This window comes from Aeromonas eucrenophila (assembly GCF_000819865.1).
Taxonomy (GTDB): domain Bacteria; phylum Pseudomonadota; class Gammaproteobacteria; order Enterobacterales; family Aeromonadaceae; genus Aeromonas; species Aeromonas eucrenophila.
This window is the reverse complement of sequence record NZ_CDDF01000015.1, coordinates 18,947-41,445: the sequence shown is the minus strand read 5'-3', so window position 1 is coordinate 41,445 and position 22,499 is coordinate 18,947. Positions and strand designations below refer to the sequence as shown.

Sequence of the window (22,499 nt, the reverse complement as noted above, 5' to 3'; positions counted from 1 at the left end):
ATTATGTTTACCCTCTACCACTCCAATCAGCTGGATCTGCTCAAGGAATTGCTGGTGGATCGCATCCGGCAGACGCCGCTCGCCCACCCCTTCGAGCGGGAACAGATCCTGGTGCAGAGTCCGGGTATGGCCCAGTGGCTCAAGCTGGAGCTGGCCAAGGCATTCGGCATCGCCGCCAACATCGACTTTCCCCTGCCCGCCAGCTTCATCTGGGAGATGTTTACCCAGGTGCTGGCGGATGTGCCGCGCCAGAGCCCTTACAACAAGGGGGCCATGAGCTGGCAGCTGATGACCATCTTGCCCGCCCTGCTGGACAGACCCGCCTTCGCCCCACTTGCCGCCTACTTGGGAGGGGCCGATTCGCAGGCAGCAGATCAGCCGTCCGAACCGGAACAGGTGCGGCTGTGGCAACTGTGCCAGAAGGTCGCGGATCTGTTCGACCAGTATCTGGTCTACCGACCGGACTGGATCGCCCGTTGGGAAGAGGGGGAGGGTCTGGTCGGTACCGGCAGTCAGGATCTGGCCGGGGTGAGCGGCCAAGATTGGCAGCCCGAGCTGTGGCGCGAGCTGGTGGCCCGCACCCTGGCACTGAGCCCAAGCGGCTATCACAGAGCCAACCTCTACGAGGAATTCATCCACGAGCTGCAACGCACCGCCGCGCTGCCGGGCAAGCTGCCCCGGCGGGTGTTCGTGTTCGGCATCTCGGCGCTGCCACCGCGCTACGTGGAGGCACTGCTGGCCCTCGGCAGCCGGGACGAGGTGGAGGTGCACCTGTTCGTCACCAACCCCTGCCGCTACTACTGGGGGGATCTGCTGGACAGGAAGACCCTCGCCAGACTGGCCAACAGACTCAAGCCCGGCACCGATATCGAGGCGTTGCAGGGCCCGGCCAACCCGCTGCTCGCCTCCATGGGCAAGCTGGGGCGGGACTATCTGCACCAGCTGATGGAACTGGAGGTGCCGCAGATAGAGGCCTTCGTCGATATCGACGAAACCAGCTTGCTGCATTGCATCCAGAAAGACGTGCTGGAGCTGGGATCCCGAGGGGAGGGACAGTTCGAACTGGACAGCAGCCATCACAAGAGCCCCATCAATCCGGCGGATGGATCCTTGCAGATCCACGCCTGCCACGGCCCCATGCGCGAGCTGGAGGTGCTGCACGATCGGCTGCTGGCGCTGTTCGAAGCGGATCCCAGCCTGACCCCGAAAGACGTGGTGGTGATGATGCCGGACGTGAACAGCTACGGCCCCTACATCCAGGCGGTCTTCGGCAAGGAGAAGCCGGGGGCGCGCGGCCACATCCCCTTCGCGGTGTCGGACAGGGCCGCCAGCCAGGAGAGCCCGCTGCTGCAAAGCTTCCTCGCCCTGCTGCGGTTGCCGAATGCCCGTTTCGGCGCGGGGGAGCTGCTCGCCATCCTGGAAGTACCGGCGGTGCTGCGCCGCTTCGAGCTCGATGACGACGAGTTCAACCAGCTGCGGCGCTGGGTGCAGGAGACCGGCATCCGCTGGGGGCTGGACGATGCCTATCCCGAGCGCTTCGGGTTGCCGCCGCTGTCCGGCAACAGCTGGCTGTTCGGTCTGCGCCGCATGTTGCTCGGCTTCGCCATGGGGGATGGGGAGCCGGTGGACGGCATACTGCCTTACGCCGACATCGAGGGTCAGCAGGGGCTGGCCCTCGGCAAACTGGCCTGGTTTGTGGATTCCCTCGCCGAATTCCTGCCGCGCCTGCAGCAGCCACAGCCCCTGGGGGACTGGGTCGCCTGTCTCAACGAACTGCTGGAGCGCTTCTACCTCGCCGATGAGGACGAGGAGCGCTTGTTGCAGCTGATCCGCACCGCCCTCGCCGACTGGCAGGGGGCGCTGGCCGAGGCGCGCTTCGAACAACCCATAGGCCCAGAGCTGCTGCAGGATTACCTCGGCAATGTGCTGGGGGAGTCGCGCTCCAGCCAGCGCTTCCTCGCCGGCCAGGTCAACTTCTGCACCCTGATGCCGATGCGCTCCATCCCCTTCCGCCAGGTCTGCCTGCTCGGCATGAACGACGGCGTCTACCCGCGCACGCTCGCCCCCATGGGCTTCGATCTGATGGCGGTGGCCTCCCGGCGTGGCGATCGATCCCGGCGGGACGATGACCGTTACCTCTTCCTCGAGGCGCTGCTCAGCGCCCAGCAGGGGCTCTATATCAGCTATCAGGGGTTCAGCGCCGAGGACAACAGCGACAAGGTGCCCTCCGTGCTGCTGGCGGAGCTCATCGACTATGTGCGCCAGGGCTTCGTGCTGGCGGGGGACGAGGGGCTCGATGACGAGACCTCGGGGGAGCGGTTGCTCAAGCACCTGATCATCGAACACCCGCTCACCCCCTACAGCCACAGCTACTTCTATCCCGAGCCGGGATCGCGGCTGTTCACCTATGCCGCCGACTGGCTGCTGGCCCTGAATCCCGTGCCGGGGGCGAGCAACTTCCAGAGCGGCGAGTTGCCGCTGCCCCCCGAATGGGGCAAGGAGCAGGGGCTGGAGCTGGCGGAGCTGCTGCGCTTCTATCGTCAGCCCGCCAGGTACTTCCTCAACCGCCGCCTCAAGGTGTGGTTCGAACTCAACGAGGCGAACATCGAGGACAGCGAGCCGTTCGAGCTGGACGGCCTGCAACACTATCAGCTGAAAGCCCTGCTGCTGGATGCCCACCTCGACGAGGGCAGCAGTGACGTGCGGCGCGAGCGGCTGCGGCTCAGCGGCCAACTGCCCCAAGGCTGGTTCGGCAACCTGCTGCTGGACGATCTGGACGAGCAGATGGGCGGCCTGGCCGCGCGGTTGCGGCCCTGGGTCGCGGGCGAGGATGAAAAACGGGCGGTGGAGATCGACATCGCCCTGGCCCAGGGTCAGCTGCAGGGCTGGATCGATACCCAGAAGGGTCGAGCCCTGGTGATCAAGCCAGGCAGCTTCAACGGCAAGGATCTGCTGTTGGGCTGGGTGCAACACCTCTGCCTCTGCCTGAGTGATTTTCCCGGCGACACCCTGCTGTTCGACGCCAAGCAGAGCTGGCGGCTGCCGGTGCTGTCCGCCGACGAAGCGCGCCCCAAACTGGCGGCGCTGGTGGCGCTCTGGCAGCAGGGAATGAAGCGGCCGCTGCCGTTCTTCCCGAACACCGCCTGGGAGTGGCTCAAGGCGATGGAGAAGGATCCCGACAAGCCGGATGCCGCCGACAAGCTGGCCCTTGCCCGTTTCAACGGCGGCTACATGGTGACGGGGGAAGGGGAGGACGTCTACGTCGCCCGCTGCTTCCCCGAGCTCAACGATGAGGTGCTGACCCAGCTGCGGGCCCTGGCCCGCGAACATCTGACGCCGCTGCACAACAATCTGGAGGCGCTCCCATAATGGCCAACCCGCTCAATACCCTGCGCTTCCCGCTCCACGGCGAGCGCCTGATCGAGGCCTCCGCCGGTACCGGCAAGACCTACACCATCGCCGGCCTCTACCTGCGCCTCTTGCTGGGCCACGGCCCGCAGATCGAGGAGGGGGCCGATGCCGGTCAGCCCAGCGCCCACGAGCGGCCGCTGTCGGTGACCGAGATCCTGGTGGTGACCTTCACCGAGGCGGCCACCGCCGAGCTGCGCGGGCGGATCCGCGCCCGTATCCACGAGGCGCGCCTCGCCTTCCTGCGGGGCGAGAGCAAGGATCCCCTGTTGGCGGGTCTGCTGGCGGAGGTCGAGGATCATGCCCTGGCGGCCAGCCGGTTGCTGGCCGCCGAGCGGCAGATGGACGAGGCTGCGGTGTTCACCATTCACGGCTTCTGCCAGCGGATGCTCAAACAGAACGCCTTCGAATCTGGCGCCCTGTTCGAAACGGAATTCCTGACCGACGACAGCCAGCTCAGGCTGCAGGCGGTGAGCGATTACTGGCGCGCCGAGTTCTATCCGGTGGACGAGGCGCTGGCCCGCGCCGTGCGCAAGCTCTGGCCCAGCCCCGCCGCCCTGCTGCGGGAGATGAACGGCTGGCTCGACAACGGCGAGCTGGCGATCCGTCCCCCCTTGGGGGAGGAGACGCTCATCGAGCGTCACCGGGAGGCCATGACCCGCATCGAGGCCATAAAGGGCCAGTGGCTGGCGCAGACCGACGAGATCCGCCGCCAGACCGAGGGCCAGATCAAGCTCTACACCGGCAAGAACTACGAAGGCTGGCTCGCCAAGATAGGCGACTGGGCCCGGGATCCCGCCAGTGGCTATGCCATCCCCAAGGAGCTGGAACGCTTCGGCCAGGAGGTGCTGGAAGCCAAGCTGAGCAAGGGGAAGGCGCTGCCGACCCTGCCGCTGTTCAGCCAGATAGACGCGCTGCTGGCGAGCCGCCCCGGCATCCGGGATCTGGTGCTGCAACGGGCGGCGCGGGTGGCGCGCGAGCGGATGCAGGCGAGCAAGTGCCAAGCCCATCAGCTGTCGTTCGACGATCTGCTCAAGGATCTCGACGGGGCGCTCGGTTCCAGCTTGGGTGAGCGGCTGTGCGAGCGCATCCGGGCGAGCTACAGAGTCGCCATGATCGACGAATTCCAGGATACCGACCCCCAGCAGTACCGTATCTTCCACCGCCTCTATGGCGGAAAACAGGATACTGCGCTGCTGATGATCGGTGACCCCAAGCAGGCCATCTACGGTTTTCGCGGCGCCGATATCTTCACCTACATCCAGGCGCGCCGAAATGTGAGCGCCCACTACAGCCTCGGCCGCAACTACCGCTCCAGCGCGGCCCTGGTGGGGGCGGTCAACGGCCTGTTCGAGCGGGCCAAGGATCCCTTCATCTATGAGGCGGATATTCCCTTCCTGCCGGTGGAGGCGCAGGGCAAGGGCCGTGCTCTGATGCTGGAGGGGCAGTCCGCCCCCGTGCTGCACTGCTGGCAGCTGAGCGGCCAGCCCACCTTCAACCGGGGGGAGTACCAGAGCCTGATGGCCCGCGCCACGGCGGCCGAGATCCACCGCCTGCTGAGTCTGGCCCGGGAGGGCAAGGCCCTGCTGGGGGACAAGCCGGTCAAGGCGGGAGACATAGCCGTGCTGGTGCGCACCGGCGCCGAGGGGCGGCTGGTGCAGCAGGAGCTGGCACGGCTCGCCATCGCCTCCGTCTATCTGTCGAATCGCGAGAGCGTGCTGGCCCAGGTGGAGGCGCGGGAGATACTGCTGATCCTGCACGCTTGCCAGAACCCGAGCGAGGAGCGCAGCCTGCGGGCGGCGCTCGCCACCGGCCTGTTCGATCTCGACGCCAGGGCGCTGGAGGCGCTCGCCTCGGACGAGCGGGCCTGGGAGATCGCGGTGCAGGAATTCATGGAGTATCGCAAGATCTGGCACCGCAGCGGTGTGCTGGCCATGCTGCGTGCTCTGTTGCAGCGGCGCAACCTGGCCGCCTCCCTGCTGGCGAGTCCCTATGGGGAGCGGCGGCTGACCAACTTCCTCCATCTGGCCGAGCTGCTGCAACAGGCGAGCTGCGAGCTGGACGGGGAATACGCCCTGCTGCGCTGGCTGGGGGAGGCGGTGAGCCACCCCAACGGCCAGGTGGCGGAGCAGGTGCTGCGCCTCGAGTCCGAGCGTAAGCTGGTGCAGATAGTCACCATCCACAAGTCCAAGGGGCTGGAGTACCCGCTGGTGTTCCTGCCCTTCATCTGCAGCCACCGCGCCGCCGAGACCCCGCTGTTCCACGAGGAAGTGGAGGGCCAGAACCGCACCGTTCTGGATCTCACCGGGGCCGACGACTCCCTGGCGCAGGCGGACAAGGAGCGCCTCGCCGAAGACTTGCGACTGCTCTATGTGGCCCTGACCCGGGGCGTCTACGCCACCTGGCTCGGGCTGGCGCCGGTGCGATCCGGCAATGGCAAGTCGGAGCAGACCGACTTGCACCACACCGCCATCGGCTACCTGCTGCAGAAGGGGGAGGAGGGGGATGCTTCAACCCTGAGCACGGCCCTCGACGAGCTTGCCAAGGCGCTGCCCGGAGTGGCGGTCGGTGAGCCCTCGCTGACCCGGCCGGCCCCACTGCCACCGGAGCTGGAGCAGCTTGGCGAGCCAGTCATTCGCCAATTTACCGGTTCGCTGGAGCGGGACTGGTGGATCAGCTCCTACTCCGGGCTCGCGGCCCAGGGGCAGGGCCACAGCAAGGGGGTGCTGGCCAATCCCGGCTTCGATGACGAGGTCGCCGCCGAGGCTGCCACCTTGCTGGCGGAGTCGGGGGAGGTCGCGGCTCCCGAGGCATCCATCTTTAGCTTCCCCAAGGGGGCCCGTCCCGGCACCCTGCTGCACAGCCTGTTCGAGACCATCGACTTCCAGAGCGCAGGGGGCGAGGCGCTGTGCGCCCATATCGCCGAGCTGCTGGTGCGGGATGGCTTCGACGCGCACTGGGCTCCCCTGCTGCAACAGCAGGTGGAGGCGGTGCTGGACACCCCGCTGGAGACAGGGCTGGGGGAGCCGGTGCGGCTGCGGGATCTCGCGGCCGATCGCAAGCAGGTGGAGCTGGAGTTCTTCCTGCCCATGGAACGGGTGACGGCCCCGGCGCTCAGCGCCCTGTGCCAGCACCTGGATCCGCTGTCGGCCGGCAACAAGCCGTTAAGTTTCAGCACGGTACAGGGGATGCTCAAGGGCTTTATCGATCTGGTGTTCGAGTGGCAGGGGCGCTGGTATCTGCTGGACTACAAGTCCAATCACCTCGGCATGAGCCCGGCGGATTACGGCCGCCCGGCGCTGGAGCGCGCCATGTGCGAGCATCGCTACGACCTGCAATACCAGCTCTACTCCCTCGCGCTGCACCGGCTGCTCGCGCTGCGGCTGCCGGGTTACGACTTCGACCAGCACTTTGGCGGCGTCTTCTATCTGTTCCTGCGGGGCATGCCGGAAGGGGGCGTGTTCCACACTCGCCCGAGCCGCGAACTGGTGCTGGGGCTCGACAAGTTGTTTAGTCAAGGTGTGATGCCTGAGGGTCATCGTTTAGAAGAATCGAACAAGGTGGACGCATGACGGGCCCGGAAATGATCGCTCGCTTGAAACAACTGGCCCTGATGGGCCGCATTCGCCAGCTGGATCTGCAATTTGCCAAACTGGTGGCGGATCTCGGTGGCAGTCCCGAGCTGGTGCTGGGGGCGGCGCTCGCCTGCTTCGAGCTGGGCCGTGGCCACGTCTGCCTGCCGTTGGCGCTGCTTGTCAACGACGGCCGGGACAAGGGCGCCTGGCGCCCCTTCGGGCTGGATCCGGAGCAGAGCCGGGATCTGCTGGGGGATCTGGAGGATCCTGCCCGCTGGCCCGCCCTGTTTGCGACCAGCCCCCTGGTCGGGACGCAGGAGCATGAAGGGGAAGCCCCCCGCTGGCCGCTGCGACTGTGGCAGGGGCGGCTCTACCTCACCCGCTACCACGATTTTGAGCTGGGGGTGGCCCGCCATCTGCGCTTCCTGAGTGAAAAAGCCGAATGGCCCGAGATAACCCCGGCCCTGTCGCGCCTCTTTGCCCGCGACTATGGCCTCGTCTTCGGTGCCCTGCTGGACGCGCGCCTCTCCTCCGATTTCTCGGCCCGCCAGTTCGTCGAGAAATACCTGGATCTGGTGTCACCGGCCGAGGTGGACTGGCCCAGGGTCGAGGCCCTGCTGGCCAGCGCCCAGGCGGCGAGCGAGCTGAGCGCGCTGGATGCCCTGGTGCCCGAGGCGCTGTGCTGCAACGGCCAGAAGCTGGCGGCGGCCACGGCGGCGGCGCGCCCCTTCGCGGTGATCTCCGGCGGCCCCGGCACCGGCAAGACCACCACGGTCGCCAAGCTGCTCGCCATCCTGGTGGAGACCGGCCTGCAACAAGGCAAGGCAACCGCCATCCGGCTGGTGGCCCCCACCGGCAAGGCGGCGGCGCGGCTCACCGAGAGTATCGGCAGCGCCCTGCAGGGGCTCGACCTGGCCCCCGAGGTGGTGGCCGCCATCCCCACCGAGGCGGGCACCTTGCACCGGCTGCTCGGGGTCATCCCCGGCCGCAGCCAGTTCCGTCATCACGCCGGCAACCCTCTGCATCTGGACCTGCTGGTGGTGGATGAGGCCTCCATGGTGGATCTGCCCATGATGGCGCGCCTGCTGGACGCCCTGCCCAAACACGCTCGCCTCATCCTGCTCGGCGACAAGGATCAGCTCGCCTCGGTGGAGGCCGGGGCCGTGCTCGGCGATATCTGCAGCTTCACCGCTCAGGGGATGAGCCCAGAGCAGGCGCACTGGCTCTCCCGCCAGACCGGCTACCGGCTGCAGGGCATGCCGGCAGGGGCTCCGGTACGCGACAGCCTCTGCCTGCTCACCAAGAGCTGGCGCTTCGACAAGTATTCCGGCATCGGCCAGCTGGCGCGGGCCTGCAACGACGGCGACGGTGCGGCGCTGGAGGCGGTCTGGAGTCAGGGCTTCAAGGACATCAGCCTGCACCCCTGGGCGGGGGAGGCCTACGAGGCGCTGATCGCCCAGGGGGTGGAAGGTTACGGCGCCTATCTCAAGGCCGCCCGTGCGGGAGAGGATCCGGCCGCCGTGTTCAAGGCGTTCAACGGCTTCCAGCTGCTCTGCGCCCTGCGGGACGGCCCCTTCGGGGTGGAGGGATTGAACCAGCGCCTCGAACTGGCCTTGTCCAGGGCCGGGCTTATCCAGCGGGACGGCGACTGGTATGCGGGCCGCCCGGTTATGGTGGTGCGCAACGACCACGGCATCGGCCTCTACAACGGCGACATGGGGCTCTGCCTGCCGGACGAAACCGGCCGCTTGAAGGTGTGGTTCGAGCAGCCGGACGGTAGCCTGCGCTCCCTGCTGCCGAGCCGCCTGCCCCCCCACGAGACCGTCTACGCCATGACCATCCACAAGTCCCAGGGCTCGGAGTTTGCTCATACGGTGCTGGTGCTGCCGGATAGTCCCAGCCCGCTGCTGACCCGCGAGCTGGTCTACACCGGCATCACCCGCGCCAAGGCCCGCCTCGCCCTCTACGGCGATCGAGCCCTGCTGGCACAGGCGGTACGGAAAAAGACCGAGCGGTATTCCGGATTGGCAGAGCGGTTGGGGGAGTGATTGATTGGATGGCGGTAAACGAAATTTACCGCAGTCTGTAGTGCATAGATGTTAGAAAATATTTCATTGTAGAAAATAATAGGATGTTTATATGATTAAGAGTGTATGGGGGTTGTATTGGCGGACATATTTATTATTTCTCTTTGCAGCGTTGCCCTTATCGTTTGCCGAGATGTATTTTTTTGTTTCTGAATCATGGGTAGTATTGAAATCTTCGTTTTTTTATATGGTTGTAGGTGCTTTGTTATTAGTGCCTTTTAATCATCGAAAAGGTCTGTTGTTTTCTCTCTGGGGTAATCGCTTAGGCCTAGGTGATATAGTCTGGTGTTCTTATCGAAAGGTCATGGGGACATCTTATATTCTATACGCAGCAATATTATATGTAGTCAGTGAAACATTGCCACTAACCTACTGGATATATACAAAGGTATATGGTGGCCTATTTGTGAATTTTGTTTTATCTATTCTGGTAGGTCTGGTTGTTATACAGAAAAAAGATAATTAAAGTTTAAGGTGTGAATGATATGAAATTTATAAATGTGAAGTTTATTCTAATGGTGTTGACTCTATATATTAGCGCTAATTTTTTTGCTAATGCAGTAGAGCCCGATTCTGAACTTGAGAAAGAGATGTGTGCAAAACTGCCTGTGGTTATCAAAAAAGGTGGTGAGTCATATAAAACCGGGGAGTATGCCAAAGCAAGAGATTATTTTACTGAGCAAGTATCATTAAGTGAGGGGTGTGGATATGTCTATGGTAAGCCAGATCAAGCTGCGACGATTACGGCATATAACAATGTTGCACTTTCTTATATAAAGGAAGGGGACAAGCTTAAGGCTCTGGCATGGTTGTCATTAGCCCCGAATGATAAGAAATCTAAATTCAACTACGGTCTGCTTAAAAGTATGACTGCCTCCGTTGGGCCTGATATGGTTGGAACCTATTGGCAGTATGCTGGTTTCGGAAGTTGGAATGTAGCCTCTGTAGAAAAGCAAGGCAATGACTACTTGATATCCTTGAATCTGCTCTACTTTGGGTTAATGGGACTGGCTTATGGTCCCAACATTGGGGATATCTCTCAAGTTGTGACTATGAAGGATGATGAGGGGCTGATAAAACTAACCGGTGAGGAAGGTAATTGTGAAATTTCGATAAAATTTATAGAGAAAGATCATGGTATTCTGAGGTTTGATACAAACCAGAATAAAAATGAGTGTGGATTTGGACACAATGTATACGCGTATGGTGACTTTATTCGCGTGTCTGGCAAGCCTACACCATTTGATATTGGCTACTAATATCGAGTAATCGACAAATCGTGTAATCACTCACTCCCCAACCTCCCCCATTGCCAACGTTATATCTTCGATGCTGGATGATCCCCTCTCCCGTTGGGAGAGGGTCAGGGTGAGGGGAGCATTCAGGTATTAGATGGTGAGCTCCAGCCGATTGCCTTCCGGGTCGAGGAAGGTACTCTCGTAATAGCCGTCACCGGTCCAGCGGGGGCCGTCCATGTGTTTGACCTCGGCGTCCTTGAGCAGCTTGAGGCGGGCTGTCATCTTGTCCACTGCCTCCGCGCTGCCGAGGGCGGAGGCGAGGTGGGCCAGCCCCGGCAGCGGGTGTGGCAGGCGAAGATCCGCTGGGGTGTGCAGTCAACTGCACCACGTTGAGCCAGCGTGAAACAAAACATCACAGGTCTGCTTATTTCAAACATCAAGAATAAAGCCCCCGAATAGGAGGCATAATTAAGTATCAGCCATGAATTAACGGTGTATTTATTTTCTCAAAAATGGCAGCAATACTGTCATCAGCTACTCCGGGCACTCTTCTGTGACGAAGTGACCGCACTCACTGAGCATAGCGCCCTGCAAATTCACCGATCTTCCCTGCATCGTCTGCTGTGGTGCATCACGGGTGGCATGATCTGCACCTATTGCCAGAACAGGCATCATCAACTTTTTCTCTGCCCGCTGTTTGTTCTGCGTTATGGTTTGCGGGATCGCCCGATAATATGCAAATCCTGCGCGCAGTCCACCTGGTGAAGAATAAGCATCGATATAGGTTTGTGCGGCGACGCGATCACGACGATAAGACCAGTGGTCAAAAATAAAATTCAGATATTCCCGTTCTTTGCCGGCTGTCAGGGTTTCTGGCAAGTCCTGCACCTGATTAAACATAAAGTGCCAGAGGAAAATATTCTCCTGCGGATCGACAAAGATGGAGGGTGCCGGCGCCAGGCCCGGAATAACGGCCTCGGTCAGTGCTATTTTTTTAATGTCTGCGGGATAGTCACTTGCCAGCGCATAACCCACCCACATGCCAATGTCGTGACCGACAACCGAATATTGCTTATGGCCCAGCTGATTCATCATTCTGTGCAATGTGGTTGCCACCGCCCCGGTATCATAACCCGTGGTCGGCCGTGCGGAATAACCGGTTCCCGGCGGATCAACCGCTATCGCCATATAGCCTTCGGCTGCGAGTCGGGTCATCACATGACGCCATGCATACCAGGTTTGTGGCCAGCCCGGGATCAGTAACACAGGCTCCCCCTTTCCCGCCGTCACGTAATGCATCTTCTGTCCTGAAACGTCCACATACTGATGCTGAAAATCCGCCTCATTAACTTGCGTTGTTGCCGATATCGCTGCCGCGCCTTGTGCATTTGCCGCGACGGCAGCGTCATGCAATGGGAACAGCATGACAGCTGCCAGCAATGCCCTGATGAGTGATGTGTTCATACTTTTTCCGTCTGAGTGATTGATAAAAAACCCCGCAGCAGGCCCTAGACAGAGCCTGTGTCAGCTGCGATGGCACCTATTGTTTGTCGATCAACAGTGAATAGGGTAAGAGGGCGTTCCAATCTTTGTCAATCAACAAAAAATAATTCTTTGTTAGTCGACAATGAACTGGTAGCCTTTGTCTGAAATGACTGATGCGGAGACTGTGTTATGGCTGGCAGACCAAGAGAGTTCGATCGTGAAGAGGCATTGCACAAGGCAAAGGAGGTGTTCTGGCAGCGTGGCTATGAAGGGACATCCCTGTCTGATCTGGTTGCTGCACTGGGGATTGCTTCTGCCCGTATTTATGCCGCCTTCGGTTCAAAGGAGAATCTTTTCCGTGAGGCGATAGCGCTTTATCTGGCCGAAGAAGGTGCGTTTGCTGACGCCGCTCTGTCACAGCCGGACACCCGCCAGGCTGTCAGGCAACTGCTTGTTGACGCGGTTGAAAACTACACCCGAGACGATCGACCTCACGGCTGTATGGTGGTGTTGTCACTGACCAACTATGGCCGTGACAACGAAGAGATCATGGCATGGCTGGCCGGTTACCGCCGGGAGCGGATTGACGGCATAGTACAGCGCATCCGGCAGGGTGTTCAGTCCGGCGATCTGTCGGAAAACACGGATATACAGGCGCTCGGGGATTATGTGGCGACCCTGTTTCACGGGATTTCCATCCAGGCCCGGGATGGCGTCAGCCGGGCCCGCCTGATGGCAATGACAGATATCGCCATGCAGATGTTCGATGCCATGACGACCCCACCGGACGCACATTAATTTCAGGAGAATTTCTGATGTCCTATTCAGTGCCTTCGATCCTGCCAATGCGCGACGAGTGGATATGCAGCTGGCTGTCGACCTCTCAGCCTGCATCAGGAGAGGCGTTTCCATTTCCGTCGGATATACCGACGATTCATGGTGACCAGACTTTCCGGCAGGCATTGCGCATCAGCCTGGGCGGTCAAAAGCTGCGGCTGATCTTTTCCAACCGCTATGGTGCACAGCCGCTGGTCATGGGCGAGAGCTATATTTCCGTGCCTGATCTGTGCAGTGCACTGCCTGTCACCTTTAACGGACAAACCGGTGCGGTCATTCCTGCGGGGGGGATTCTGTGCAGCGATGAAATTGCACTGCATATTCCGTCACTATCGGTGATCTCTCTGCGGACCTACCTGCCGGAACCTATACCGGTCAATACCTTCCATTGGGATGCCCGTCATTTTTCGTTGCTTGAACCGGGTAATCAGGCCATCAGGGAAGAGGCCTTTGATGGTCAGAAAATCAGCTCCCGTTTTCTGGTTGAGAGCGTACAGGTTCAGCCGGAGTCTGCGGGCAGTACTCTGGTGGTTATCGGCGACTCTATGGTGGATGGTAACGGCGTTGAAATGGACACCTATGGCCGTTGGACGGATTTTTTGGCGGAGCGCTTTATTGCCGAGAATATTGCCGTGGTGAATGCCGGGCAGTCGGGTTCCCGCTTACTGAAAGACGGCGTCGGTATCTCTGCCTTGTCACGTTTTGAGCGTGATGTGCTTGAGCAGCCCGGCGTCACTGCCTGTATCGTGCAGATCGGACTGAATGATATCGGCTTGGCGGGTACGGCGCTGGATCCGGAAAATCCGCTGCCGTCGGCAACTGTGCTGATCAACGCCTATCGACAATTACTGCAGATGGCGCGGGAACGTCATATCAGCATGACAGGAGTAACCCTGGTACCCCTGCGGGGAACCGGCGAGTATGGCATTGAGGGTTTTTATCAGCCTGACAAAGAGGTTGTCCGGCAGGAGGTGAATCACTGGATGCGTACCAGCGGGGAGTTTGATGCCGTTATCGATAGCGACCTGCTGGTGCGGGATCCGGAATGCATTTCGCAGCTCAGCGCACAATATGATTCCGGGGATCACCTTCATCTCAATAATGTAGGGCATCTGCGGATCGCGCAGTCAGTTCCGCTGAGCGTGATCCGGGCTGATTGACTGTTTGTTTCCCCCACGGTATCCAAAGCCCCGCTATTTTAGCGGGGCGTTACAACTCAAAAGTCCCCCTCTATATCCATCTACGCAGGCAGTGTCATTTTTCAATCAAGATTGATGCCGCTATCCGGGCACAGTGCCAAGGATCCATCCAAGCGGTTGCCTGTACTTAGGCTACGTATACAGGGAGCACTTTGCTGAACCTGTGTCTGCAACTGAAGGAGGTGATGAACACCCACACTGTGGATGAGCCCAAAGCGTCTGGGCAGTCAGTCAGCTCCGTGGTCAACTTGTGTCGATCCCATGGGCTAGATGGTCAGTTCCAGCCGGTTGCCTTCCGGATCCAGGAAGGTGCTCTCGTAATAGCCGTCGTCGGTCCAACGGGGGCCGTCCAGGTGCTTCACGTCTGCTCCCTTGAGCAGCTTGAGGCGAGCCGTCATCTTGTCCACCGCCTCCACGCTGCCGAGGGCGAAGGCAAGGTGGGCCAGCCCCTGCAGCGGGTGCGGCAGGCTCAGATCCGCCGGGAACAGGATGGGGCTGTGCATCAGCTCCAGACTGGCGCCCTCCTCGAAACGGATAAAGTAGGAGCTGAACTGCTTGGCCGGGTTGTGGTAGCACTCATTCGCCTGCCCGCCAAACAGCTTGCAGTAGAATGCCTTGAGTGCCTCCAGATCCTGGGCCCAGATGGCTATATGATCTATGTGCATGGCTGCTTTCCTCTGAGTTGATGCCCTCCATGCTATGCTCGAGCCGAAATGTCTGACATGGCTGAGCCCGTCCTGATGATGTCTGAAACCGCCAATCTGGAAGTGATCGAAGTTTCCCCCGACTGCCGCGAGCAGATCTGCTGCGACGGCCTGTTGCCCGCGCTCTCACAAGAGCGGGTCTGGCTGGCGGGCCATTCCCGCCTGCGCACCCATTACCGCATCGAGCGCCGCTTCGCGGATGTGCACTGCTTTCTGATCACCCTGGGGGGCGAGGGGGAGGTGTTGATCGGAGATCGCACCGAGCGGCTCCAGCGCGGGGAGTGGGCGCTGATCCCGGCGGGCCAGCCGCTCTGCTATCGGTTGTCCGAGAAGCGATTGCCAGAGACGGGGTTAGCAGAGCTGCCGTTGCCCGAGGTGGGCGGCGACTGGGATCTGCTGTGGATTTTGCTGCACAAGGATTCCCCCTGGGATGCCTTCGCCAGCCACCCTCGTCTCGGCTGTACCTCCCAACAGGCCAGCCTGCTGCATACCCTGGAGAACCTCTATGCGGAGCAGGAGCGCCATCAGGACCCGCTGCTTAGCGCGCTTCTGGTGGAGCAGCTCGGCTTCTACCTGCGTCGCCTGCTGCAGAAGGGGGAGGGGCAGAGTCGTGGTGAGCGGCTGGCCCTGCGGTTGGAGCTGCTGTTGAAAGAGGCGCTGACCGAATGTTGGGACATAGGGCGGATGGCCGGTGCGCTGCACCTCTCCGAGCGCCAGCTCTATCGGCTCTGTCAGCAGCATTTTTCACTGGCTCCCATGGCGCTGCTGCAACGGCTGCGGTTGCAACGGGCCGCCCTGCTGCTGGCCAGTCGCGGCGATCCGGTCAAGGAGGTGGCTAGGCTGTGCGGCTTCAAGAACGAGTACCACTTCTCCACCGCCTTCAAGCGCCAGCACGGGCTGGCCCCCAGTCATTACCGCCACTTGCACCATCCCGGCTTCAAAACCGGGCAGGGCTGAGCGTTTTTGGTTGAATTTTGCTCACAGGGTTCCGTATTTGGCCGATAACCATCAGGGCGAACTCCGGGAGTCGTTACAGATGAGAGGCGCTGGAGAAGATGCCTCGGGCTTCTACACTCAATGTCTGCATCTTCGCGCCGGCGAAGATAAGAGGAAAAGGATGATCTCTGATGGAGCTGGAAACGGACAGGATAAGGATTTCTGACCTCAGCGAGGGGGTGGTGCATGGCATCCTCGAGGTGATCAGTGAAGGCATCTGGGACTGGAATGCCAACACGGGCTTCGTCTACCGCAACCCCGGCTGGTACCGGATGCTGGGCTACGAGCCGCACTCGCTCAACAACACCGTCTTCACCTGGGAGAGCGTGATCCACCCCGAGGATCTGGAGCGGGTGATGGCCTGCTTCGACGCCTATCTGAGCGGTGAGGCGGCCAGTTACAAGGTCGAGTACCGTTGCCGCAGCCAGGGGGGTGACTTCGTCTGGATCGAGGACTACGGCCGGATCATCACGCGCAACCCCGATGGATCTGTGGCCCGCATGATAGGGGCGCATCGGGACATTCATGCCCAGAAGCTGCTCTACGCCAGGCTGGAGTTGCAGAACCGCTCGCTGGAGCAGCAGGTGGTGGAGCGCACCGCCGAGCTGGAGCGGCTCAACCGGGAGTTGCAACGCCAGGTAGAGGAGAATCGCCGTCTGGCGGAAACGGATTCCCTGACCGGGGCCGCCAGCCGTTATCGGCTTGAGCAGACTATACGGCTGGAATATGAGCGGGCCAGGCGCTTCAAGGAGCCTTTCTCCGTCGTTGCCATGGATGTGGACGACTTCAAGCAGATCAACGATCGCTATGGCCACGGGGTCGGCGACCTGACCCTGATCGACATAGTGCGGCTGACGCGAGGCTGCATCCGGGAGATCGACCTGCTAGCCCGTTGGGGGGGCGACGAGTTCATGCTGATCCTGCCCAATACCCGTCTGGTGGATGCACACCAGGTTGCCGAGAAGCTGCGCCAGCAACTGGGCCATGCCAGGGTCAAGGGGCGGGAGCCGATCACCATGAGCTTCGGTCTGGTGGAGTCACTGCCGGAGGAGGCCCTGAGCCAGCTGATGGTGAGGGTGGACAGGGCGCTCTATCAGGCCAAGCTGGCGGGCAAGGATCAACTCTGCGGCTAGGCCCTGCCTCGCCGCCATCAAGATATGCCCTTCCCCCCCGAATGCGGCTTGACCTTGGGTTCACCTTGACTCCGCCCCGGCTCACTGGTCTGATGCGCGCTCTTTCATTCCTGTGAGATGTATCTTAATGAAGAAGTGCCTCCTGATTGCCCTGACCGCCCTGCCTCTGGTTGCCCACGCCGGCCTGATGGATTCCCTGACCGATACCGTTACCAGCAGTGTCACCAGCAGCGCCAAGGCGATGGCCGGTACCGCCATGGACAGCGCCTCCAACGAAGCGATCAAGAAGGCGCTGGACATCAAGGAAGGCGGCTCCAACAAGCAGGCCATCAAGGACAAGCTGGGCGCTCCGGCCAGCACCCAGACCGAAGCCGGCCTGGAAGTGTGGACCTATGATCTGGGTGCCCTGAACAAGGTTTCCCCCATGTTGGCAGAGACCACCAAGACCCTGTTCAAGGATAACGAAGCCGCGCAGAAGAACGTCGTCATCAAGTTCGAAGGCGAGACCGTCAAGACCCTGAATCTGGCCGACAAAGCCAAGGCGTAAGCCGGATTGAGTGGTACGAAAAAGGGGCCTACTGGCCCCTTTTTGCTGGCTGACGCCGGCCGTTACACCTTGAAGCGGTGCACCAGGGCCAGCAGTTGGCGGTTGGAGCTGAGCAGGGAAGCCGCACTCTGCTCGGTGTTGCGACCATTCTCCACCAGCAGGCCGAGCATGTCGCGGATACTCACCATGTTGCGGTTGATCTCCTCGGTCACCCGGCTCTGCTCCTCGGCAGCGGTGGCGATCTGGCTGCTGAGATCGTGGATCCGCACGACCGAATCGGCCATGTTGTCCAGCCCCCCGGTGACCTGACTGGTGGTGTCTGCCGCCGCCTGACAACTGCGCTTGGTGTGATCCATGGCGACCACGGCTTCGGCGACTCCCTGAGTGAGACGAGAGAGCATGTTGCCGACCTCGGCGGTGCTGTTCTGGGTTCGAGCAGCCAGGGCGCGCACCTCATCGGCCACCACCGCAAAGCCCCGCCCCTGTTCACCGGCTCGCGCCGCCTCGATGGCAGCATTGAGTGCCAGCAGGTTGGTCTGGGCGGCAATGCCGCCAATCACCCCGAGCACGCTGCCGATCTGCTTGGCATCTTCCTGCATTTCCAGCACCTTGGCGGCGGCGAGATCCACCTCGTCGATGAGGGCCACCACGCTGGTCGAAGCCGCTCCCACCACCTTGCGTGAATCTGCTGCCTGACCGTTGGCCGCCTCGGTGAAGCTGGCGGAGTCGTTGGCATGCTGTGCCACGTTGTCGGCGGTGGAGCTGAGCTCGGTGAGGGCGGTGACCACCTGATCCGTCTCGCTGGCGTGTTCTCCCAGGATCCGTCTCGCCTGGCTGGTCTGTTGATCGAGCAGCGCCAGCTCGCGGGTGATGAGATCGGTGGCACCCGTCACTTGCACCATCATCTGCTGCAGGAAGGCGATGAAGCGGTTCACCGACAGGGCGATATGATCCAGCTCGTCCTGCCCCTTCACCTTGATGCGGGCAGTCAGGTCGGCATCGCCGGCACTGAGAGCATCAATGTTCTGCTTGAGGCCCTGCAGCCGACTGCCAAACTGGGTGATGGCCAGCAGCATCAGCACGAACAGCAACCCCACCAGTGGCAGCTGGATCGCGGCCAGGGTGGTCAACACGTCCCGGCTGTCCTGCGTCAGGGTGCTGGTCGGCAGGGCTGTGGCCAGCAACCAGGGCGTGCCCTCGATGGCTTGCAGCAGCAGCGTCTGCTCTTCGCCCTGATCCTGGAAGGTGGTGCGCAGTGACGCCTTGCCCTGACTCTGGCCGAGGAGGCCGGCAATGGCGCCGGCGAAGGGGTAGTCGGTGTGGGCCGAGAGGTTGCCCAGCACCACATCGCCACTCAGGCGGGCATTGCGACTCAGGATCTTGCCGTCAGCCTCGACGATCATTACCTGGCCGCCGATCTCCTGCTCCTTCCGGGCCACCAGATCGTTGAAGAAGCCCAGAGTGACATCTATGGTCGACACCCCGAACAGGCTGCCGTTGTGGTAGATCCCCATGGCACAGTTGGTTCTCGGCTGCTGGCTGGCCCCATCCTTGTAGGCAGCCGCCCAGGCACACATGCCCTGTGGCGCCTGCTGACCCGCTTTGTGCCAGGGTTGATCGAAGTAGTTGGGGGCTTCGGCCGAATTCCAGTAGCTGTTGGGGATCAGCTTGTTGGCCCCATCCCGGTGGAAGAAGGTACTGAACTTGGCGCGGCCCGCCTCCCGTTGATCCGGCAGTGGCCAGATACCGCCACCGAAGACCATGGCATTGCCGTATTGATCGATAAGCGCCGGCAGCAGGGTATCGATCTGCTCGCTCGGCAACTGGGCAACCAGTTGCGTGATGCTGCGGGACTGGCTCTGCACCCCGTTGAGCTGATCGCGGATATCGGTCGCTATCTCGCTGACCCGCAGCGCCACGTTCTGCTCCCCGGCCTTCTGCAGTGCCGGCTTGATCCAGAGCTGGATGCCGATCACCGTCAGGGCACACACCAGCACCATGAATCCCACGAAGACGGCAGTATATCGTCCCTTGATTGTTCCCAGACTCCACCCCATAACGACTCCTGTCTATTGTTGGCCCGGCCTTGTTCGACCTTGTTATTGGAATCTCATTATTAGCTATTTCGAACATAAAACGTTTGTTATCGCTCACAGAACCCTGAGCTGTAGGGCGAGGATATGACGGACTTGCGGGGTAAGCCACAGAAGGCGGCAGGCTGAATGGAGAAAACAAAACAGGGTGGCCGAGGCCACCCTGTTGCAGATTCTAATAGGCTTACTGGTTTGCTTCGGCGAACTGTTTCATCACTTCGGCGTGCTTGGTCATGCCGTCGGCACGCAGGCCCAGGTTCTTGATGAACTCGGCCTTCTTGGCCGGATCCTCGATCTTGTCATAGCGCTGCTGCAGGTGAGCCTGGATCTGCTCCGGGGTCATGTTCTGCATGCGGGCCATCTTGTCGTGGCGACCCCCATGGTGCTTGCCACCCATCATGCCGGAGCCATCCATGGGGCAACCCTCTGGTTTGGCCGTGGTGGCAGCCGCGGGCTGGGTGGTGGCCACGGCTTCGCTGGCAGCATAGGCGCCAAGAGGCAGGCCGAGGATCAGGGTGGCGGTCAGGAAGGTCTTGGTCAGTGCATTCATGGTGTAACTCCTTTCGGATTGAGTTCGGTGCAGGCTCATTCGCCTTGACCACAAGTAAACACCCGGGACTTGTCTGAATTTTGCCAGTTGGAGCCTATTTTGTAGCAGAGTGTGGCATCCTGCCGCTCTGGCACAGTTTGACATAATACGCCCGGTTGATTTTCGTATAATCGCTCCAGCTCGAACACGGGAGAGACAATGATGAACCAAGGTAGCCCTCATATTCTGGTGGTCGATGACCACAGCGAAATCCGCGATCTGTTGAAACGCTTTCTGGAACAACACGGGATGCGGGTCAGCTGTGCCCGCGACGGCAAGGAGATGAAGCGGCTGCTGGATGAGCGGGAATTCGATCTGCTGGTGCTGGACCTGATGATGCCGGGGGAAGATGGCCTGACCCTGTGCCGCGAGCTGCGAGTGAAATCCCGCCTGCCCATCATCATGCTCACTGCCATGGGCGAGGAGACGGATCGCATCATAGGGCTGGAGATGGGGGCCGATGACTATCTCGCCAAGCCGTTCAATCCCCGTGAGTTGCTGGCACGGATCAAGGCGGTGATGCGCCGCACTCAGGCCGAACCCCAGCCTGCGCCGGACACCCTGACCCGGGATCTGCGTTTCGATCGCTGGTTGCTCGACATCAACCGCCGTGAACTGGTGGATGAAGAGGGTGTGGGAATGAGCCTCTCCACCGCCGAATTCGACCTGCTGAAGGTGTTCCTCGAGCGGCCTCAGCGGGTGCTGAGCCGGGATCAGCTGCTGGATCTGGCCCGCGGCCGTGAGGCGGTGGCCTTCGATCGCGCCGTCGATACCCTGGTAAGCCGGTTGCGGCGCAAGCTGGAGCGGGATCCCAAGAATCCCGAGCTTATCAAGACCATCTGGGGCGGCGGTTACCTGTTTGCCGCCGATGTGACCCAGGAGTGAGCCGGTGGCCATGATCAAGCAACTCTGCTCCAGAGTCGTGCCAAAAGGGCTGACCGGCCAGATCGTGCTGGTTGCCTTGGTGGGGTTGGTGCTGATCCAGCTGCTCAGCATTCAGATCTACCGCTCGGATCGGGAAGAGGCGCTCGGCTACGTCAACAGCCGCAATGCTATGCAACGCATCGTCTCCGTGGTGCGCCTGCTCACCCTGTCGCCTCCCTCGCTCTATCACGAGATTTTGAAGGCGAGCCGCAGCGAGACCCTGTTGCTGCGCCTCGCCGATGAGCCGTTGCAGCCGGATAACCGCAGCCCCCGTTTCGAGAAGCTGGTGCGGGCCAAGCTCGACTATCCGCCCCAGCTGGCGGTGGAGATCAGTGCCGAGCTGAAGCAGGAGTTTCAGCGCAGCCAGGCCTGGCGGCACCATAACCGCATGATGAAGGATCGCGGCGGCATGCCGCCACCTCAGGACATGCGGCTCTATGGATCCATCCAGTTGCCAAATGGCGGCTGGCTGCAATTCAGCTCCCTGGTGGACAAGGAATCGGCGAGCTGGTCATGGCAGACGACTCTCAATTTGCTGTTGGTGGCGAGCCTGGTGATCGGCCTGATGATCTGGCTGTTCCGCCGAGCCACCCTGCCGCTCAAGCTGCTGGCCGCCAATGCGGATCGGCTGGGGCGGGGGGAGGACATAGAGCCTCTGCGGGAGGAGGGGCCGACCGAGATCCGCGAATCCATCCAGGCCTTCAACCGTATGCACACCCGACTCGCTCGCTTCGTGCAGGACAGGACCCGCATGCTGGCCGCCATCTCCCACGATCTGCGTACCCCCATCACCAGCTTGCGGCTGCGCACCGAATTCCTGAACGACGGTGAGGACAAGGAGCGGATCCAGCAAACCCTGCAACAGATGGAACAGATGCTGGCGGCCACCCTGAGCTTTGCCCGAGAAGAAGGGCAACAGGAGGCGACCCGGGAGTTGGATCTGGTCAGCCTGCTGGAGAGCCTGTGTGACGACTACGCCGATACCGGTCAGCCTGTCACCTGCCTGGCCGAGGGCAAGCAGGTCTACGCCTGCCGTGCCAACACCCTGCGGCGGGTGCTGCAAAACCTCATCGGCAATGCCATCAAGTACGCAGGCAGTGCCGAGGTATCGCTGGAGCGCGGTGAGGATGAGCTGCTGATCCGGGTTTGCGACAGGGGGCCTGGCATAGATGAAAGCCAGCTGGACGAGGTGTTCAAGCCCTTCGTGCGGCTCGACGAGGCCCGCAATACTGAGTCCGGCAGCGTGGGGCTCGGCCTCGCCATCGCCCGTACCCTGGTGCATCAGCATGGCGGGGAGCTTAGCCTGCACAACAGATCTCAGGGTGGACTGGAGGCGAGGATCAGCCTGCCGCTATGAATGCTGGCCTTAGTAATCGAGAGGGTGCCCATCTGGGTGCCCTTTTTTGTGTCCGAAATTTCTCTCTGGATAGATAAGGCGAGGGAGCTTGGGGGCTTTCGTCTGAGCGGTAAATCGTGGGATGCGCTGGCTATGAGGCAAGGGGCGATGCGAGCCATCTCGTATCTGGATAGGCTTGGCGAGGAGTTTGGGCATAGTCGCTGGAGCGGCAGATCGCACGTTACACGATGTCAGTGCTCATGAGATGGTGGTCGATATGACTAGAGGGAGGAGATGCGGGGAGAGTGAACCGAAAAACGGGCAACAAAAAACCCGCCTAGGCGGGTT

Annotated in this window: 16 protein-coding genes and 1 pseudogene; 12 read left to right on the top strand and 5 right to left on the bottom strand. The window is 61.2% G+C overall.

Annotated elements, in window-relative coordinates; translation table 11 throughout:
- Positions 1 to 3 precede the first annotated feature (3 nt).
- From recC to BN1124_RS21390, 5 genes are all read left to right on the top strand, one after another.
- On the top strand, positions 4 to 3,369 hold the full coding sequence (gene recC / locus BN1124_RS15785) for an exodeoxyribonuclease V subunit gamma (RefSeq protein ID WP_042643437.1): 3,366 nt from the start codon (positions 4 to 6) through the stop codon (positions 3,367 to 3,369).
- On the top strand, positions 3,369 to 6,980 hold the full coding sequence (gene recB, locus BN1124_RS15780; protein ID WP_042643435.1) for an exodeoxyribonuclease V subunit beta: 3,612 nt from the start codon (positions 3,369 to 3,371) through the stop codon (positions 6,978 to 6,980). Before recC ends, recB begins: the two co-directional genes overlap by 1 nt.
- The gene (gene recD / locus BN1124_RS15775; RefSeq protein WP_042643433.1) at positions 6,977 to 9,031 is read left to right on the top strand and encodes an exodeoxyribonuclease V subunit alpha; all 2,055 of its coding nucleotides are present in this window, start codon (positions 6,977 to 6,979) and stop codon (positions 9,029 to 9,031) included. The genes recB and recD overlap by 4 nt, the downstream gene beginning before the upstream one ends.
- Positions 9,032 to 9,122: 91 nt before the next feature.
- On the top strand, positions 9,123 to 9,536 hold the full coding sequence (locus BN1124_RS21000; RefSeq protein ID WP_082041656.1) for a septation protein IspZ: 414 nt from the start codon (positions 9,123 to 9,125) through the stop codon (positions 9,534 to 9,536).
- Positions 9,537 to 9,555: 19 nt separating this feature from the next.
- Positions 9,556 to 10,329 (top strand): tetratricopeptide repeat protein, encoded by a 774-nt coding sequence (locus BN1124_RS21390; protein WP_042643431.1) that lies wholly within the window; start codon positions 9,556 to 9,558, stop codon positions 10,327 to 10,329.
- Positions 10,330 to 10,458: 129 nt separating this feature from the next.
- Here BN1124_RS21390 and BN1124_RS15765 read toward each other — a convergent pair.
- Positions 10,459 to 10,674 (bottom strand): annotated as a pseudogene (locus tag BN1124_RS15765) (VOC family protein); the annotation flags it as partial.
- 168 nt (positions 10,675 to 10,842) lie between these two features.
- Positions 10,843 to 11,772, bottom strand: coding sequence for an alpha/beta fold hydrolase (locus BN1124_RS15760; RefSeq protein ID WP_042643429.1), 930 nt, complete (start codon positions 11,770 to 11,772; stop codon positions 10,843 to 10,845).
- Between the two features lie 210 nt (positions 11,773 to 11,982).
- Between BN1124_RS15760 and BN1124_RS15755 the strand changes: the two genes are divergently transcribed.
- Positions 11,983 to 12,591, top strand: a complete 609-nt coding sequence (locus tag BN1124_RS15755; RefSeq protein WP_042643427.1) for a TetR/AcrR family transcriptional regulator — start codon at positions 11,983 to 11,985, stop codon at positions 12,589 to 12,591.
- A gap of 17 nt (positions 12,592 to 12,608) precedes the next feature.
- On the top strand, positions 12,609 to 13,790 hold the full coding sequence (locus tag BN1124_RS15750) for an SGNH/GDSL hydrolase family protein (RefSeq protein ID WP_042643425.1): 1,182 nt from the start codon (positions 12,609 to 12,611) through the stop codon (positions 13,788 to 13,790).
- Positions 13,791 to 14,095: 305 nt separating this feature from the next.
- On the opposite strand, the gene BN1124_RS15745 is transcribed toward BN1124_RS15750, so the two are convergent.
- Positions 14,096 to 14,494: a VOC family protein gene (locus BN1124_RS15745; RefSeq protein WP_042643423.1), complete on the bottom strand. Its 399-nt coding sequence runs from the start codon at positions 14,492 to 14,494 to the stop codon at positions 14,096 to 14,098.
- A gap of 48 nt (positions 14,495 to 14,542) precedes the next feature.
- Between BN1124_RS15745 and BN1124_RS15740 the strand changes: the two genes are divergently transcribed.
- From BN1124_RS15740 to BN1124_RS15730, 3 genes are all read left to right on the top strand, one after another.
- Positions 14,543 to 15,490, top strand: a complete 948-nt coding sequence (locus tag BN1124_RS15740) for a helix-turn-helix transcriptional regulator (protein ID WP_042643421.1) — start codon at positions 14,543 to 14,545, stop codon at positions 15,488 to 15,490.
- A gap of 170 nt (positions 15,491 to 15,660) precedes the next feature.
- Positions 15,661 to 16,662 carry a sensor domain-containing diguanylate cyclase gene (locus BN1124_RS15735; protein ID WP_042643419.1) on the top strand — a complete coding sequence of 334 codons (1,002 nt, stop codon included), beginning with the start codon at positions 15,661 to 15,663 and terminating at the stop codon, positions 16,660 to 16,662.
- Positions 16,663 to 16,789: 127 nt separating this feature from the next.
- A complete protein-coding gene (locus BN1124_RS15730) occupies positions 16,790 to 17,209 on the top strand; it encodes a hypothetical protein (protein WP_042643417.1) in 420 nt (139 codons plus the stop codon).
- Between the two features lie 62 nt (positions 17,210 to 17,271).
- Here BN1124_RS15730 and BN1124_RS15725 read toward each other — a convergent pair whose 3' ends face one another.
- Together BN1124_RS15725 and BN1124_RS15720 are read right to left on the bottom strand one after the other, a co-directional pair.
- Positions 17,272 to 19,266, bottom strand: a complete 1,995-nt coding sequence (locus BN1124_RS15725) for a methyl-accepting chemotaxis protein (RefSeq protein ID WP_042643415.1) — start codon at positions 19,264 to 19,266, stop codon at positions 17,272 to 17,274.
- Positions 19,267 to 19,486: 220 nt separating this feature from the next.
- A complete protein-coding gene (locus BN1124_RS15720) occupies positions 19,487 to 19,852 on the bottom strand; it encodes a hypothetical protein (RefSeq protein WP_042643413.1) in 366 nt (121 codons plus the stop codon).
- A 201-nt stretch (positions 19,853 to 20,053) separates the two neighbouring features.
- Between BN1124_RS15720 and BN1124_RS15715 the strand changes: the two genes are divergently transcribed.
- Both BN1124_RS15715 and BN1124_RS15710 read left to right on the top strand, forming a co-directional pair.
- Positions 20,054 to 20,776: a response regulator gene (locus BN1124_RS15715; protein ID WP_042643491.1), complete on the top strand. Its 723-nt coding sequence runs from the start codon at positions 20,054 to 20,056 to the stop codon at positions 20,774 to 20,776.
- A 10-nt stretch (positions 20,777 to 20,786) separates the two neighbouring features.
- Positions 20,787 to 22,172: an ATP-binding protein gene (locus BN1124_RS15710; RefSeq protein ID WP_042643489.1), complete on the top strand. Its 1,386-nt coding sequence runs from the start codon at positions 20,787 to 20,789 to the stop codon at positions 22,170 to 22,172.
- The last annotated feature ends 327 nt before the right edge of the window (positions 22,173 to 22,499 follow it).